This is a genomic window from Bythopirellula polymerisocia (assembly GCF_007860015.1).
Taxonomy (GTDB): Bacteria; Planctomycetota; Planctomycetia; order Pirellulales; family Lacipirellulaceae; genus Bythopirellula; species Bythopirellula polymerisocia.
Window position 1 is genome coordinate 69801 of the sequence record NZ_SJPS01000003.1, and the last position, 17319, is coordinate 87119.

Here is a 17319-nt window from a genome sequence, read left to right on the forward strand (position 1 = left end):
GAATTATGGCTCCTTTTTCTGGCTTTAATGTACGGAGACTTTGCCTCTTATTACTGTGCTTAGCTGTGTCTTCCGCTGTTTTCCAGCCAAAGATTCATGCTGCAGAAATCGAGCAACGACTTCCCAATTCATCAAGCAATGCGGCCTTGCACTACCAACGTGCTCTTCTCTTTCTGGCGGAGGTTGATCCTGGAAAGCGCAAACAGCTGGAAAAGCCCATTTGGGAAATCGTTACTCCAAAAACTTCCGAGCAAGAAACCAAAGCAATTGACGACCTGTTGATCGCTGCACGGCACGCAATCCGTGCTGGCCTGATCGGTGCAGCTCAAGCCAATGCCGACTTCGGTGCCAACATGAGCGAATACTCGGTAGGCACGGTGCTTCCCCATGTTGGACCGATGCAGGATCTGGCGAAATTAATTGCCCTCTATGGCATGCAGAAGGAAGCCGAGGGAGACTGGCAGGAGTCCGCTCAGGTTTATCTCGATCTGATTCGTATGGGCCAGCATATGGGCCAGCAAACAACTTTGGCCGAATCGATCGAAGGAGTGCGAATACTTGAAACTGGCTATCACGCGCTTGCTTCCTGGGCAGTGCATAGTCCAGATACCCAGTTAATCAAAGAGGTGCGATCCTTACTGGGTGCAATAGCTCCAAACCCTTTGACTCCTGCGACTGCGATCGGGTACGAGGCTGCCCTGGTCGACCTTCGTCTCAACCGATTGCAAGATGCATTTCCGGATGGGAATTGGGCGGAAATGATGCTCTCCGTGATTGAGGGTCGCCCCGAGAAGCAGGACCCGGCCTCGATTGAAGCATTTGTCAAATCCGAGGCCGCGAAGCGAGGGGTCCCCACCTCTGTGTTCGACAGCAAGTCTTCTTTTGATGAATTCATTGAGAAATTGCGATCGGTCAATGCACAATATTACGAGGCTACCCTGAACAGCCTCGCCCTGCCGACCGAAAAATCCATTACCGTAGGAGAGCAGACTTACCAGAAATTTGCACCGCAATTATTGAGGCTAGGTGACCCTGGCACGCTCAATCCGGGACAAATCGCCGCTTACTTTGCTTCGCATCAGGCGGAACACCAATTAGCAGACTTGGTCCTGGCACTTTCTGCAAACAAGCAGGGTGATCTGTTCCCCAAAGATTTGTCCAAGGTGGCAAACGATTTTGGAGGCAAACTTTCCCCGAGCCCTACCGAGTCCGGCAAACTAACCTACAAAGTATCTCCTGACCAAAAAGGATTTCGAATCTCTTACTTGGGAACGAAGATTGGCGGGGTAGAAATCCCCGAGATTTCGTTTGAATACGGAGGCGGTGGCGCTAGTAAATAGTGATACGCAGTCTAGTCGCGCTCCCCTTCGGGTCGCGGCTTACCCATGCACTCCGGTCACTTACTTTCCCCGGCTCGCCGTGCTTACCCTGGCGTGTCGAGATACGGATCCTGCCCCATTTGGCGTTGGACCTTTTGGCGTTCTTTTTCGTGGTAGAGCAAGATCTTGCGGTCGCGGAAGTGGCGGCGCTCGACGCGGCGTTGCGCGCGGTGAAAGATTTTTTCTAGGCCGCGAATCGGGCCGGCAGATTTTAGTCCTTGTGCTTCCAGCTTAGCGGCGCGCTTGGGGCCGTAGCCCAAGAGCAAGATCTCATCGTCGAGCGCGAGGAATTGGCGGTAGGTACCAGGGTCCCCTTGGCGACCGCACCGGCCAATGAGTTGGCGATCGACGCGTTTGGCTTCGTGGAGTTCGGTGCAGATGACGTGCAGGCCACCAATTTCGCGCACCCCTTCGCCAAGGCGAATATCCGTACCTCGGCCTGCCATATTAGTTGCGACGGTAACTTTTCCTTTTTCGCCAGCGGCGGCGACGATCTCGGCTTCGCGGGCAACATGGCGGGCATTGAGGATCACCGGTTCCACCCCTTGCTCAGCTAGTAGATTGGCCAAGTGCTCGCTCTTGTCGATCGAGCGGGTGCCGATCAAGACTGGGCGGTCAAGACGATGTTGTTCGATGGCATCCTCGACTACTGCAGCCCACTTCTGATCCTTGGTGCCGAATACGAGGGTAGGCAACTGTTGTCGTATGGGAGGGCGATTGGTGGGAATCGAGAGGACATGCACCTTGTAGATCTTCTTCAGTTCACCGCGACTGGTTGATGCCGTGCCGGTCATACCTCCCAGACGCTCGTAGCGCAAAAACAAGTCTTGGATGGTGATACGGGCCGCCTGGTTGGTGGCGAAAGTAATCTCAACCCCTTCCTTGGCTTCGACAGCCTGGTGAATGCCAGCCCGCCACTTGCGGCCCTCTGCCATACGGCCAGTGAATTCATCGACAATCACAATCTCGCCGTCGCGGACGACATAGTGCCTCTCAAAAAACATTTCGCGGGCGACCTTGATTGCCCGTTGGACGTATTCATAGATGGTGGAGAGTGGCAGCCGGTCCATATCGCTCGGTTTTTGTAACGCACGAACGAATTGGCGGCCAGCAAGTGAGAGTTCCACAGTGCGTTCGTCATGATCGTATTCATAATGCTCGTTCTCAACGAAATCGGGAGAGACTTCGGCGGCCCAACGATAGGCTTCCGCCGCAATCTTTTCGTCCTCTCCGGGAAGGGCACTTATAATCAGCGGAGTGCGCGCTTCGTCGATGAGAATACTGTCAGCTTCATCAACAAGCATGAAGTGCAGGCCGCGTTGCACGGGTTGATCGTTTCCTGCCCCACCCGAGACGCCGAGCATCTTGCCAAAAATGTCTTGCTGACCATCCCCTTGAGATCGCATCAGGAGGCGATCACGGAGAAAATCAAAACCCATCTCGTTGGCCGTGCCGTAGGTGACGTCGCAGGTGTAGGCCTTGCGGCGTTCAGGTTGAGGCTGCTGGCCCTGAATGATGCCGACCGACATTCCCAGTGCGGAGTAAAGGGGGGTCATCCACTCGGCATCACGTCGCGCCAGGTAATCATTGACGGTCGCAAGGTGAGCCCCTTTCCCTTCGAGGGCAGCTAAATAGATCGGGAGCGTCGCGGTGAGCGTTTTTCCTTCACCAGTCTGCATCTCGATGATCGATCGGTGGTGCACAGCAGCGCCACCCAAAATCTGTACGTCGAAATGCCGCATGTTGAGTTTGCGACGCCCCGCCTCGCGCACCAGAGCGAAAGCTTCGACGATCAGTTTGTCGATGGACTCACCGCTGCGGACACGGTAGCGAAGTCCTAGGCTCGTCTTGCGAAGATCGTAGTCGTTCAGGGCCTCCATTTGCGGTTCAAGTGCCGTTACTAGAGGGACGTAGCTCGCGCAGCGAGCCATCTGGTCGCCTAAGGTCGACCGGATATTGCACGAAAGTCCGCTGGGGATTCTGGACACGGGGAAGGATGGTTCGTGGATAGTTGTATGTGATAGGGGTGCGCGAGTCGAATACGAGATCTGCTATGCCGACGCACCGCGGCTAGACTATTGCATCATAGCGGGTGAGAATTGCTTGAGAATGGCAACTCAGCGTTGGCGCTGGATACCCTCGACGGTGTACGAGGGCATGAATTGGCCCCCTCCCGCGTCGAGTACTTCCATGGAACCCTGGACAAGTAGGTGTTCACCCGGTTGTAGGCCACCAAGCACCTCAGTGTTGTTGATCACTGCGATGCCGCCATATTGGTCCAAGCCGGCACCGATCGTGATATATCGAAGTCCCCAGACTCCCTTTTCAGGATAGAACTGCAGTTGACCTCGGAGCCAGGTGTACGAGGCATCATAGCCAAAGAGGTTGCTGTCTTCCTGCGATTGATTGGCCAACGGCTGAGATTCAGAGTGGGACACAAACGAGGAATCAGCTGCGCGGCTGCTACCCTGAGGACGGAAACCATCACTGGCCGCGCCAGAAAGCGGAGGCGTGGCGGGCAGGACGTCTACAGACATCTGTGCCTGGGACTGAGTGAACCCTTGTGTAGCAATCGGAGGGGTGTGGACGTAGCCTTGCTGCACGAGCGTTTGCTGTTCGGCGGCAACTTGCAGAATATCGGATGGATTGCTGTTGGGAACCGAGGCGAAGCGCAGATTCTCATTGTCAGGTGCCACTCGAACCACTTGGCTCTCGACTGCGCTGAGAGTTGCTGGAGCGTAGCCGCTCGTGGGTTGCACACCGTAGGGGGTGACACTCCCGGCAGGAGCAGGTTGGTTCCATCCGCCGGGAGGGGTGACAGGTGATGTTTGAGGTGGAGGAGGGTAGCCTGTACTTGGCGGAACAAAACCTGGTGCTGCTCCACCTGGAGAAACAGGAACCTGATCACCCGGATAAAACGGCTGCGCAGCGCCAGGTTGCAATGCACCCGTTGCCGGCGGAGGAACGCGGTCGGGAGCAAGAAATGGATTCGTGATCGGAGTCGCGCTGCTGCGACAACCGAGAGACGCCAAAATTACAATTAGGGTAAATGACCACCGCATCGGCAGATTCCTTTCTACCGCGAGACGAACAGGATTGCGTGGCAGCGCGTCCACTGCCGGCGACGTTTTTCATGGCAGTGGGGTACTGCATGGGAAGTGAATATTAGCTAAACTGCCGAGTCTGTCCAGATGGATTTGCTGGCAGGAGGTGAACTGTCAGCGATTGGACTTCTGTTTTCAGCAAAAAATAACGGCCCAGATTGCTAGCAATCTGGGCCGTTCGTTAAATATGCTACTGAAAAGTCTTTTTACAAGCCGGGACCTGAGGTGCTGGCAGTTCTTGCCAACTGCGACTCAATGTAAGGGTTGACTACAAGCAGTGGTTGAACGGACTTCTGAGTCTGGGTGACGCGATCATCACTTGCCGGTTTCTCTTCGGAAGTACTCGTAGATGTTGGTACAACGTACGGATTCACGATCTCCTCTGCAGCAGCACCACACATTTCGATTTCTGGGGTCATAGTCCCTGGCGGATAAGCGAACGGACTATAGCCATAGGTCCGGGCGACCGGCACGCTATAGTAGACGGGTGGGAAAGCAGCGTAATAGGGTACATTGTCTGCCAACACGCTATAGAGTCGGCCTGCATCCCAGAAGTTGTAACCACCATAACCGCCGATACCGTATTGAGCCTGAGCCTGCTTGCCAACCGACAGGCTGGCCAACATCAAAAGAACCGTCAATCCACATTGCTTAATCATCGTAGAATACCTCTTCGTCTGAATTGCCAATCACAGGAGAACGACCCAAGTGGCCGCTATCTCTAGAATAATCAGCCTTGCCAGGAACGCAAATTCTTTCCTGAAATCCCCACAAATACAGCAATATTCTTCCACTCCGCTACCAAATCCTAATCCGATCTGTGGGTTCGCGGTATTGCTCATCCCCTAGTTTTACGTCGAACGCTTCATAGTAGGGATCGAAGTTGGACATGGGGCCATTACTGCGATACATCGAGGGGGAATGCGGATCGACGAGCAGGCGTTTCAACATCTCTGCATCACGGTACTTGCGCTGCCAACTCTGTGACCAACCCAGGAAGAATCTTTGATCGCCCGTCCAATCGTCGATGACCGGTGCTTCCTTTCCATCCAAGAACAAGTTGTAAGCCTTGTAGGCAATCGACATTCCCGAGAGGTCAGCAATGTTTTCTCCAAGAGTTAGTTCGCCATTCACATGCTTGCTAGGAAGTGGGGAGTAACTATTGAATTGCTCAACTAGCTTGGAAGTGAGTTTGTGAAATGCCGCGCGATCCTCGTCAGTCCACCAATCCTTAAGATTGCCGTCACCGTCGTATTTGCTCCCTTGATCGTCAAAGGCATGGCTAATCTCGTGGCCGATGATTGCCCCGATGCCGCCATAGTTGACCGCGTCATGAGCCTCTACATCGAAAAAGGGAGGTTGGAGAATGGCCGCGGGGAAGACGATCTCGTTTTGCCCGGGATTGTAGTAGGCATTAACCGTTTGGGGAGTCATGAACCATTCGTCTTTGTCGACCGGCTTGCCCAGCTTGTCAATCATGCGGTTGTATTCCAGTTCTTCCGAGCGGAGAAAATTGCCCAAGAGATCATCCGGCTTAACAACCAGAATGGAATAGTCGCGCCATTTCTCGGTGTGCCCGATCTTAGTGGTAATCTTGGCAAGTTTTTCTTTGGCTCGTTCTTTGGTCACCGGCGTCATCCACTCGAGATCATCGATGCTTTGCTTGTAAGCAAGCATCAAATTGCTCACCAGTTCATCCATACGCTCTTTCGCCCGATGAGGGAAATGCTTCTTCACGTAGAGCTGACCCGCAGCATCTCCTAGCACACCAAATCCACGTCCGCCCGAAATGGCATCAACGGCCCGTTTCCAGCGGGGCTGCAATTCCAGCGTCCCAGCGAGTTGCTTTCCGTAGAGTTCAAATTGGGCATTTACATACGGTGCGGGGAGAGCACTAGCGAAGGCATCCATTAAATGAAAGCGGAGATACTCTTTCCACACATCCAAGGGAGTCTCGACAATCAACGCGTCGAGTTCTTGGTAAAAGCTCGGAGTACAGACATTCAGTTCTTCAACTCCCTGTACGTTTGCCGCATCAAAAAAAGTAGTCCAGGGCAGGCTCGGGGAAAGTTCGGCCAACTCAGCAAGGGTGTGCTTGTTGTATCGCTTGTGGGCATCACGGAGTTCTGTTCTAGTCCATTGCAGTTTTGCAAGCGCGGTTTCCAATTCCAGTATTTGTGTGCCAACATCCCCTTCTCGAGGCAACTCACTCAAGTCAAAAAGTGTGTTGATATATTTGACCAAGGCCGCGCGGGCAGCCAAATTCTCTTCGCTCTCCTCTAGATAGTAATCACGATCTGGAAGCGTCGTACCCGATTGAATCAGCGCCGCAAGATACTTAGTGGAATCCTTGTCGTCCTGATCGACAAAAAACCCAAAAGGGGTCTCAACCCCGATCTGATTAAAATGGCCGAAGAGCTCAATCAAATCGTCGTGACTCGATACGTTGTCGATAGCTTCCAACTCACCCTGCAGCGATTGAATGCCGTGCTCAGCGATGGTGGCTTCATCCATGAAGCTAGTGTAGAAATCACCGATCTGCTGCTCGATGCTTCCGTCGGGATGCTCCCCAGCGGCGGCTTCTTCGCAGATTTCCTTGATAGCCAATTGGGCTTCGTCTTCCAGTAAACTGAATGATCCAAAATTGGATTTGTCAGCAGGAATCGGCGTGTGCTTCAGCCAGTTGCCATTCATAAATAGAAACGGGTTGTCCTGCACCCGAACCGAGGGGTCCATTGCCTTCCTGTCGAGGCCGGACTTTAATTCTACGGCGAACACGATTGGGCCTATCGCACAAAAGGCTATTAAAAACATTGCCACCCGACGCATATTTGAGACTCCTGGTTAGTTTGCTAGTAGAGGGTCATAGTTGCCCATTCGCATAATTTTAGACGAGATTCCACTGGGGGGCGAGAGAAGAATCTCGACGTGGTAGAATCGCACGGATGTCCCCTGTCGATCTCACAAAGCGAATTAAACGACATGCTGCCGAACTCGGCTTCCAGTTATGCGGAATCTGTCCTGCCACTCCGCCGCCGGGGATCGCGCGTCTGGACGAATGGCTTGCGTCTGGATACGCAGGACAGATGCATTACATCGCCGACCGCCGCGAAGCATATACCGATCCTGGGCACGTGCTAGATGGCGTGCGGAGTCTGGTGATGCTGGGCATGTCGTACGATGGATCCTCCCAAATCCACAACACGAATGGTACACAAGGCCGTGTGGCGCGATATGCAACGGGTACTATCGACTACCACGATCTAGTTCGCGATCGCCTACACTTATTAGCGGATACCATGCGGGAGTTGGTCCCCAATGCCAAAACTCGTGGAGTGGTCGATACGGCTCCACTTCTCGAGAGAGAGTTTGCACAACTGGCCGGACTGGGTTGGGTGGGGAAAAACACGCTGTTGTTGTCGAAGCAGGCAGGAAGTTATTTTTTTCTGGCAGCGCTGCTAACCGATGAATTACTCGACTTCGATGTGCCATTCCAGGCAGATCATTGCGGAACCTGCACGGCCTGCCTGGACGCTTGTCCTACGGACGCTTTTCCGCAGCCGTTTGTGCTGGATGCCACGCGCTGCATCAGTTATCTGACGATTGAATTGCGAGATGCCGTCCATATCCAGTTGCGAGAAGGGGTTGGAGATTGGGTTTTCGGCTGCGACATCTGTCAGGAGGTCTGCCCGTGGAATCGAGATGCCCCGGCAAGTGAGGAGCCAAGTTTCTCGCCCCAGGCTGATTTAAATCCACTTGATTTGCCACCACTGTTCGACATGGATGAGTCGGAATTCCGACGACGTTTTCGCCACACGCCTCTCTGGCGAGCCCATCGGCGGGGGCTATTGCGCTCCGCGGCGATCGCGCTGGGAAATCAAGGTGATCTAAAAGCCTTGCCTGCACTCAGCACAGGACTAAATGATGCAGAAGCTCTGGTCCGTGGAGCGTCCGCCTGGGCACTAGGGCAGTTTAAGCTCACTGAGGCACGAGACAGATTACATGAACGGCAAGGGTTGGAATCAGACGAGTATGTTCGAGATGAAATAAGACTCGCTTTAAAGCAGAGTTGACTAACAGGGTTTTGACTCGAAAATGGGACCTATGCCAACAACAACGCTTAAACCATTGCGAATCGGAGACCTGGAACTCGATTTCCCAGTGGTTCAGGCTGCGCTTAGTGGGTACAGCGACACGGCTATGCGGCTCATTGCCCGCAGGCTGGGGGCATCCTATACGCTCTGCGAGGTCATGCTTGATAAGTTGATCCTCCAGGTCCGCAAGCGCCAACGGACACACCACTTGATGCATGTAGACGAGGAGGAGCATCCCGTAGCGGGGCAGCTAATGGGGGCCGATCCTCTGCAGTTCGGCCCCGCTGCACTGCGCCTGGTTGAACAAGGTTTTGATGTAATTGACATCAACTTTGGGTGCCCCGTAAAAAAAGTGCTGGGGCGATGCAGGGGTGGATTTCACTTAAGTCAGCCGGCAGTGGCGCTTGAAATTATCAGCCGTGTACGGGAAGCGATCCCTCCACACATTCCTGTGACAGTGAAAATGCGGCGTGGGATCGATGATTCTCAAGAAAGTCGCGAGAAGTTCTTTACGATCTTCGACGGTGCATATGGAGCGGGTGCGGCTGCCATCACCGTTCATGGTAGAACTGTTACGCAGAGGTATGATGGGCCATCTCGCTGGGAGTTCTTGCGCGAGTTGAAAGAGTATGCTGGCGAACGAGTAGTACTTGGCAGTGGTGACTTGTTCGATGCTCGGGCGTGTCTCGAAATGATCGACTACACAGGTGTTGACGGAGTAACCGTCGCAAGAGGAGCGATTGGCAATCCCTGGGTGTTCTCACAAGCGAGAGCACTCGCCTCCGGGTTGCCTCTTCCAGCGCCACCAACCCTATTCGAACAGCGCGATGTAATAGCCGAGCATTACCGACTGGCCGAAGAGTTGTATGGACCGGATCGCTGTCTGCCGAACATGCGCAAATTTGGCATCAAGTACTCTGGCTTACATCCGCAAGGGAATGAAGTGCGGGCCGATTTCTGTACGGTAAAACAGCCAGGTGCTTGGCGAGATGTGTTGGCCAAGTGGTATAGCGTCGATGGGCCGGGAATGTATCCCAAAGTGGAGGAGCCAAATCCTCTGTCGGCAGCGGTGAACCCAGCGTGTGTAAGTGCTTTCTAGCGCCAAATCTTGGGCACGAGTTTTCGCAAACGACTGCCAACTTTCTGGCGGCTTTCTTCGGGGGCTTCTTCAGTGGCAGGATTCTGTTTGGCCAGCACGACCGGTTCACGCTCGACGGGGGGGACATATTCCACTAAGTAGCGGGACCAATACTCGTTTACCAGACGTAAGCAATCGACAACTTGATGGTCACCAAGTGCCGTCTTAGCAGCGTAGACTCGTTTGACTAGCTCACTACGGCGCTGGTCATCGAATCGCAGATCGCAGAGGTCGATATCGTCCACGAGCAGATCTGCATTGCCCGAGGCATGAAACTGTACGCGGATCTGGTTTCCAAGCTCAACAGGCAAGTCGGAAAGCGACAATTCAAAACGAGTCCACTGATTGACGGATAAATCCGTGGCAGAAATCTTTTTGAAGCGGCGATAAGTTCGCCCATCATCCTCAGACTCCACGGACATAACAAATTGGGAATCGGACGCGAATTGCCTAGGGCGAAAGTAGGCTCCTAATACCAACTGGCCTGTCTCGGGAATCGGGAACAAATGACTCTGAACGGCGACTCCTATGCGATCTTCACTCTGCAATCGCAGCGCGAACTCGCCTGTATGGGGCTGGTCGGATTCTACCGCTACCTTACCTTGAGGTCCTTTACGCACTTGCCAACCAAATATTCGCGTGGTTCCTTCGTCCACCTCAAATCCCGGATTTTGCAATTGGCGATAGTCACGGACGATATTCAAATTACCTGTACGATCCTGAATAGCAGCAATTCGCTGTTCGAGATATTCTCTCATAATCCCATCGTCCATCATGCGAAGCTGATCGACTTCAAGATCAGGGCTTTCGATTTTCCAGGCCTGTAATCCATAGCTATCTAAACTCATTTTCCAAGCCGAAGCACCTTGAGGGAGTATCCCTGCTCCCGTTGAATCTGATCTTTCCGCCGACAAGGCTTCTGTACCTAGCAACTGCCATTTGGAGGCTGTTTTTAGTTTCAAGCTGGCCTCCAATTCCACTTTCCAAGGAGACTCGTTGATACAGATCAGATAGGTCGCGTCAGAGGTTCGCTGAATGCGCAATTGGACGGGCTGCTTTTGAAGGGTCCTCGATTCTGTGTACCTTTCAGGCAATTGCTCCATCGTGCGTAGAAGTGACTGTCGTTGTCTATCAAGTGTCATTGGCATGAAATCACCGCCTACTAAAAAATTTGGCAGAGGTCGGCTCGCTAACGCACTTGTCAGGTAATAATCTCGCTGGGCTCCGGCCGGCAAAATCTGATTGGCCAAAACAAGATGAGTCGCCTCTTTACCAAAGGGACTCTGAGCATCGAAACTCGGCAAGTGAGTGTGGGAAACCGAATGAAATACTTGGTCAGTCGTGCGGCGTTCTGCAGGAAGAAGTTCTCCTTTCATTGCCAGCTCGTTAAGCACCATAGTTGAAACTTGTTCTTGCAGGCTCTCGTGAGAACTCTGTTGCAGTGAACTGGTAAGCTCTACACCGGATATTGCTGAAAGCTGATTAAGATCGATCCCCCGCTCAGCAAGTAGTTGAGTGAGTCGGCCAGGGTTGGACATACTTTGCCGGACGGCCCGCTGCATCGAGGAAGCTTCGAAAAGCCCCTCCGTCAGCAGAAACACTTGTGCATCCGACCGGCGTGATTGAACTTGCTTCTGTATGGAGGAATAGAATTTTGTAAGCCTTTGAACTCTCCACGCCTGCCATACCGCTTGTTGTTCCCCTAGCAGAATCGCTGCACGTTCACGAAATCGGTTTTCTCCTGTCATCGGCAGGGAAACTCCAGTCGCTTCCGAAAAAGCCGCGCATGTGTTGTCATCAAATCCCCATTCCAATCCTGGCAACATAGCGTAACCCGTGCTGGCGAGTTGCAACCCGATCCCGGAGAAGGCGGAATGCTCACTGGATCTCTGGGCAAGCTGAATAACCAGCGCGAGAACCTCTTGCTGAACTTGCTCGTTGAGCAAGTTGTATCCAAACTGAGGATCTAGCCCCTCTGTAACTATTCCGCGATATTCCTGGCCATGGGCATCGACGCATGTAATACCGGATTCCTGGGGAGCAGCAGAGCTTCGGAGCTCTTCTAATCGAGCTAGAGGTGAGTCCAATTGCAGCGTCGGGACGAGTCTTACGGCTTCTCGATCGCAAACTCTCAGCAACAATTCCAGAACGTCCTTTCGCTTTGGGTCCTGCCCGCTCGCGGCCAGTAAGCCCGTGTCATACCTTGGTGAGGGAAGCAGGATGTCACTAGGAAAGAGGGCACTACCATCTGCTGCCACCGATGCAAAGACGCTATTGTAGCCTGATAAATGAAGAAACTGGGTGAGGCGTCTCGCCCCATCGAGAAAGGTAGACCAACTCTGAACACTCATGCCACTCGACGGATCAAGTTGCTCAGCCGCACCGAAGTTTTGGGCAAAAACGGGCTTGGCAATATAGCCTGCCAGGAATCGCCCGGAGGGCATTCCTGCATAGGTTTGCGTGGCCAGGCTGCTGGTGGCGTTGTCATGTCGCGAGAGTTTGATCGTACCAAATACACTCGGCAATGTGTGGTGACGGTTGGAAACCAGCAATTGGGGAATGCGCGTACGTGGCCAAAATACGATGCGATGCGTTGATAACTGCGATTCATCGCCTGCGATGACCTCATCGACATACAGACTCGAATTGAGCACAGAGGTGTTCACTCTCCCAGCGGCATCCGGCTCGATAACACTGATGTCCAGCAGTTGTCGAAGATTCATGGGATAGGTAATCTCGACCAAATGCGGGACACCGACCTCTAGTACAGGAAGCGTGAATGCCTGCCAGGAGGGCTCGCCCGACTGAGTCGCTGGCGGCAATTCAACTAGACCATTGACATCACTCTCTCTGGTCACCAGTCTCACATTGCCGATCGATCCCTGAGGTTTTCCACTCAATCGGGTTACTTGGGCCCAGCTTGGCAATCGTTGCCACCAACTAGGATTAGCCGGGTCAATCGAAAGGATCGGTATCCAATGATCGGTAAGTAGGGGTAATTTCGCCTGCGGATCAACAACGACCAGATCGATCTCACGTGTCGCATAGGGTTTACTTTTTTGCCCTGGAACAAGTCGCGTCGTAAAACTCTCTTCGGGGCGTGCCGTTAGGGTGAGTCGATATGCCCCTTCGATTTCCGGACAGACTACATCGAATGCAAGCGGCTCTTCTTGAGGTGAATCGCTGGTCAGTGTTTTTGAAAACTGCCATGCAACCTGCGAGTTTGTCCCGTTATGAAGCTTTGCATCCACGACGACGGGACCCAACAAAAGTTCCTTCTTAAGATCGAGCAGCAATAGCAGTGGCCAGGACTCGCCGGGTTGGAAAATGAGGCTTTCACGGGTTGAGACCACGCGGAATTGGTCACCCGGGCAACGATATGCCAGTATAAAGCTCTCAAGAGAATCGATGGGATGTCTTACCTGCCCATCGATGATCGACTTGAAAGGGACCTCAACGATAGTTGGGGTCTTCGATTGATCGGCACTGAGTTCAATCCGTACTGTCGATCCAATATCTGCCGTAACGGTCACGTCACACCCGTCAAAACCTCGTTTCTCCAAGGGATCGACGAGAAGTTGATGTCCTGCTATTCGAATCGCTGCGCTTGCATCGGATTCGATACCTAATGGCTGCAGGTCTATGAATGAAGCGTCAGCACAAGTAATGGTGCCAAACCATCGATGCTTTGCTCCATCGCCGCTTCCCCAAGCTAGGCGAACTCGGACTGTTGTACTTTCCGCCCAGCAGCAGGTAGAGAGCAGTACGCCACAAGCAACTGTAGCGAGCAGACCGCGCAGCGACGACCCGTAGCGACATAAGGCGACTCGCAGACCACTAGTCAGTTTCCACTCCATCGGACGTCCTTGTCCGACCATGGCACACCGATTGGCTTTAGGGGAATAGATTGAAGAGCGTACTGCAGCCGCAAAGCATTGGAATGACTTCCCTATCGCTTCGAATGTGGTGTGCTGGCACGCCCCAAAAAATAAGGGTGGCGGATTCTAGATAGCACACGATTTAGAGGCTAGGGCAGTTGCAGGCAGTTCTCAGCAGTCGTACAAGAGCTAGCGAAGCCCGCGGGCGGTGCTAGCGTTGGGGCGAAATCAGTTCCTTGGGTAGTTCAATTCCTTGTAGAGTCATGACTTCTTCGTTGACAAACCCACATTCCGAGAGCAGTTGGCAGAGTTGCTCGACGATCTCCGGACAGCGGCTAGCTACATCATTCACCTCCCAGCGATCATCAGGTTTGACGTAAAGACTTTCGGATCCTTGTTCAGATGATGTTCGCAGCATCCAAGCAGGTGTGCGGATCATACGCTGCTCGGCATGACGAGCCAAGGACACTTGCCGGAGGAGGCGTTCGTCATCCGAAAAATACCTCAGTAATGACTGGGTTAAATTATATGAACGATTATTGATACCAAACCAATCAAGTAGTGTTCCAAACAGGTCGGCCGGATGAGCAAAGCCACCCACGCGAGGCAAAGGATCTTGACGCCTGCCCATTAATAAGAGGCATGGCAAGTGAAGTTGCTCACTGTAAAGTTTTTCCACTGAGTGCCCGATCAACTTATGTTCGCCCAAAGCAAAACCTCGAGAACCGCTAAGCATCGTGATTCGTGGTGCCGAACTCTCAAGTTCCTCAAAGGCTTCAACAAAACCGGCGATGCAGGAATCAAGCAATTCGACTTGTGCGCCATAGCTGACTTGATAACTCAACAGTTCGTCGGGATCATCGCCAATTTCCAAACTGGCAGGAGGCTCAACTATCGGCAGCGGGGTAGGATCTTCCTCGTCTAACAGCTGCGCGCGCATTGCCAGAGGGGCATCCCACGGGCCGCCAAGTCCCCTAAGGTGAACCCAGAGTAGTCCATGCACTTTATTTTCTTCAACTTCTTTTTGCCAGACTGCCAGTTGCTCGATGGCTTGGGCAAAGAAACGGGAAAAGTGCGTCTCAGAGATTTTCCTGGCTGATTTTGCATTTTGCTGTTCAAAGAGTACCACTTCGGCGAAGCCACTCTCCCTTGCTTGTTCGGCTACCCAGAAATCGTCGGTCATCAGCCAGGATCGCCCGCCTGATTGACGGATGATTTCTGGTAAAATATGTTCCTCTTTCCTATTAGACTCTAGATAAGAATGGTGGCCAGACCATGCAGCACGATAGAAATCCGAAAGATGCGGCGAGTCGGCCAGCAACCACTCAATAACCACGGCGCGAGCCGCCAGGGCGTCTAAATATGGCGTCGGATACGTGGTGTTGCCATAGGTTCCAAGAGCGGATGCGCGGAGTCCATCAACGACAATCACCAGGGCTAAGCGTGTTTCCATGCGTAGCACTATAGCCGATTGTGGCTCTAGTTCGCAGCGCCCGATGGTTTCCCTCTACGCCATTCCTGCCACACGAGTTGAGGGAACAGCAGGGCATCTCGCAGATATCGCTTAGCAAGTCGTCGAGGTTCCGAAAAGAGGCGGTGGAGCCATTCCATGCCGTGTTCTTGCATCCACTTTGGAGATCGCGACCTCTCCCCAGCAAGAAAATCGATGGTAGCTCCTACACAGAGTGCAACTTTGGCATCGATCTGAGCGGCATGCCGTTCGACCCAGAGTTCCTGCTTGGGGGCGCCGAATCCAACAAGCAAGAGATCAGGCTTGGATTCCGATATTCGTTGTAGAATTCGTTGGCCTTCAAGCGTATCCTGCTCAAATCCCTGCGGTGGAGAATAGGTCCCCACGACTTCGACTTGCCGCCAGCGCCTATGGGCATTATGGGCAGCTCGAACGGCAATTCCAGGACCAGCACCCAAGAAAAAAACACGCAGCGGCCGTTTCATCGCGGACTGAAATGTCGCCTGTCGATCAAAAATGGCGGGCACGAGGTCGCTCCCAGCCACACGTGCGGGTAGTGGTCTCCCTAGCAACCGCGAAGCCATCACAACTGGAGCGCCATCTGCCAAAACGAGTGAGGCACCTTGATAAGCCCTGCGAAGCGCAGCTGACGATTGGAACATGACCGCATGATCAACGTTGGGAGTTACCACATAGCGGCAGGGACCAGCCAGCGGCTCTCGGCACCAGTCGAGTACCTTTTCCACAGCATCAGTCATGTTCAAGGCATTGATATTCATGCCAAAAAGCGAAATTGTATTCATGAGCATGTGACCTTTATCGAAAAAGGAGTCAGGAACCTTTTTTCTAGTTGGTTGCGGCGTTCAATTGCCAGTTGATCGGAATATGTTCAAGGCACCTTTTTGGCACATAGGTCATACTGGTAAGCCCTGCTGTCACCCCGGTCACGAGACACAGGAGCCATTGCTCACTCGGTGAGAGCGTAAGATCGTGGAACATTGCATTTACCATGTAGCAAATCAATGTCGCCAAATGGAACATGCCATGAGCCCGCATCCAGGTCGGTCGGGCTGTATCATGGGCAAGCTTCCAGGCCATTTTTACCCAGGCACCAAGAACCGCCAACAAGAGAACCAAACCAATTAAACCCGTTTCGGTAAGGATGCTCAAAAAGGTGTTGTGATGATCCAACGCTCGAATTGATTCTAATTCGATTTGCTGACTGCGATCGTTGAGGTAGGGCATTTTCTTGTCATAGAACCGCCCAAATCCGTGACCGAACATCGGAGCGTTTTCAAACATTCTCAGTGAAACGATTGCAAATGACTCTCGCTGAAAAACGGAATGGCTTGCAGAACCATTAGAGTCTTGGCGACCCATGTTGATGATCTTGTCCCCTACAAAGATTCCCGCAAAACAGACGCTCACAGCCAGGCCAGTGAAGAGCCAAGGACGCCATTGCTTGGGAAAATGTACGAAGGGAATGATAGCCAAACCGACAGCCAGGCCCAGCCAGCAAGATCGTGTATAGGTGTAGTAAAGAGCACCACACATCAACAACATGGCCCCGACAAGTAATAGGCGACCCCAACGGCCCCTCTCCGCCCAGAGAAACCATGCTGCCCAGAAGCAAATTGAAAGATAGACTCCCAAACTGGCCGACATAAGGGCTGGGCCTCGGGCGCGGCCAAAATGAGCACCCAACGAAGGGTTGGAGATGAACTGAGGAAAAACTGCCCACCATTGCCCCTTCACTTCAGCAATGCCAGTAAATGCCAGATACACACCGAGCATCGACAAACCCGCAAGGAGCCACTTCCACTGGCGGTAGTTCAATTCCGAGTTGCTCACTATCCAATACAACATAGCGGGCATGAAAAAGCTAGCAATCAGCCGCCAGGAAGGCGATACGCTGGTTGCAGCAAGTGGAGGTGCCGAGGTGAAAGCCCACCGGATGGCAAGATAGATCAGTAGCATTCCGCCGAGGCAATCAGGCACACTAAGCGAGCGGACCGACAAAAGACCACGCCGCCAACGCCAGAAAAATAATACGACGAGTGCCGAAAGAAGCAACCGATCAACGGTTAGTGGAACGGGTCCGATATGAGCTTGCCAGAAGTCACGCGTGAATATGTAGCCCAAAGTTACGAACAGTGTACAACCAACCAGCAGCGATCCATGCCGGGCATATACGAATGCCCAAGCAACCGCTGCGACGGCGAATATTGCGATGACAATTTCCATGAAGTCAACTG

General features: G+C 53.0%; 11 protein-coding genes. 3 read left to right on the plus strand and 8 right to left on the minus strand.

Annotated elements, in window-relative coordinates; all coding sequences use genetic code 11:
* Nucleotides 1-65 precede the first annotated feature (65 nt).
* Entirely contained in the window at nt 66-1340 is a 1275-nt protein-coding gene (locus tag Pla144_RS09825; protein ID WP_146450509.1) for a hypothetical protein, read from the plus strand.
* Nucleotides 1341-1423: 83 nt separating this feature from the next.
* Here Pla144_RS09825 and Pla144_RS09830 read toward each other — a convergent pair whose 3' ends face one another.
* From Pla144_RS09830 to Pla144_RS09845, 4 genes are all read right to left on the minus strand, one after another.
* On the minus strand, nt 1424-3310 hold the full coding sequence (locus tag Pla144_RS09830) for a preprotein translocase subunit SecA (RefSeq protein WP_146450510.1): 1887 nt from the start codon (nt 3308-3310) through the stop codon (nt 1424-1426).
* A gap of 186 nt (nt 3311-3496) precedes the next feature.
* Nucleotides 3497-4441: a hypothetical protein gene (locus Pla144_RS09835; RefSeq protein ID WP_146450511.1), complete on the minus strand. Its 945-nt coding sequence runs from the start codon at nt 4439-4441 to the stop codon at nt 3497-3499.
* A gap of 248 nt (nt 4442-4689) precedes the next feature.
* Nucleotides 4690-5142: a hypothetical protein gene (locus Pla144_RS09840; protein WP_146450512.1), complete on the minus strand. Its 453-nt coding sequence runs from the start codon at nt 5140-5142 to the stop codon at nt 4690-4692.
* A gap of 139 nt (nt 5143-5281) precedes the next feature.
* Nucleotides 5282-7219 carry a M13 family metallopeptidase gene (locus Pla144_RS09845; RefSeq protein WP_197530550.1) on the minus strand — a complete coding sequence of 646 codons (1938 nt, stop codon included), beginning with the start codon at nt 7217-7219 and terminating at the stop codon, nt 5282-5284.
* A gap of 209 nt (nt 7220-7428) precedes the next feature.
* On the opposite strand from Pla144_RS09845, the gene queG reads away from it, so the two are divergent.
* On the plus strand, nt 7429-8556 hold the full coding sequence (gene queG, locus Pla144_RS09850) for a tRNA epoxyqueuosine(34) reductase QueG (protein ID WP_146450514.1): 1128 nt from the start codon (nt 7429-7431) through the stop codon (nt 8554-8556).
* A gap of 31 nt (nt 8557-8587) precedes the next feature.
* Entirely contained in the window at nt 8588-9676 is a 1089-nt protein-coding gene (locus tag Pla144_RS09855) for a tRNA dihydrouridine synthase (protein ID WP_146450515.1), read from the plus strand.
* Here the strand turns inward: Pla144_RS09855 and Pla144_RS09860 are convergent.
* The 4 genes from Pla144_RS09860 to Pla144_RS09875 form a co-directional block, all read right to left on the minus strand.
* Nucleotides 9673-13593 (minus strand): hypothetical protein, encoded by a 3921-nt coding sequence (locus Pla144_RS09860; RefSeq protein ID WP_197530552.1) that lies wholly within the window; start codon nt 13591-13593, stop codon nt 9673-9675. The genes Pla144_RS09855 and Pla144_RS09860 overlap by 4 nt on opposite strands.
* A 211-nt stretch (nt 13594-13804) precedes the next feature.
* Nucleotides 13805-15046, minus strand: coding sequence for a sulfatase-like hydrolase/transferase (locus Pla144_RS09865; RefSeq protein WP_146450517.1), 1242 nt, complete (start codon nt 15044-15046; stop codon nt 13805-13807).
* A 26-nt stretch (nt 15047-15072) separates the two neighbouring features.
* On the minus strand, nt 15073-15867 hold the full coding sequence (locus Pla144_RS09870) for a WecB/TagA/CpsF family glycosyltransferase (protein ID WP_231936290.1): 795 nt from the start codon (nt 15865-15867) through the stop codon (nt 15073-15075).
* Nucleotides 15868-15910: 43 nt separating this feature from the next.
* On the minus strand, nt 15911-17308 hold the full coding sequence (locus Pla144_RS09875; RefSeq protein WP_146450519.1) for an O-antigen ligase family protein: 1398 nt from the start codon (nt 17306-17308) through the stop codon (nt 15911-15913).
* Between the last annotated feature and the right edge of the window lie 11 nt (nt 17309-17319).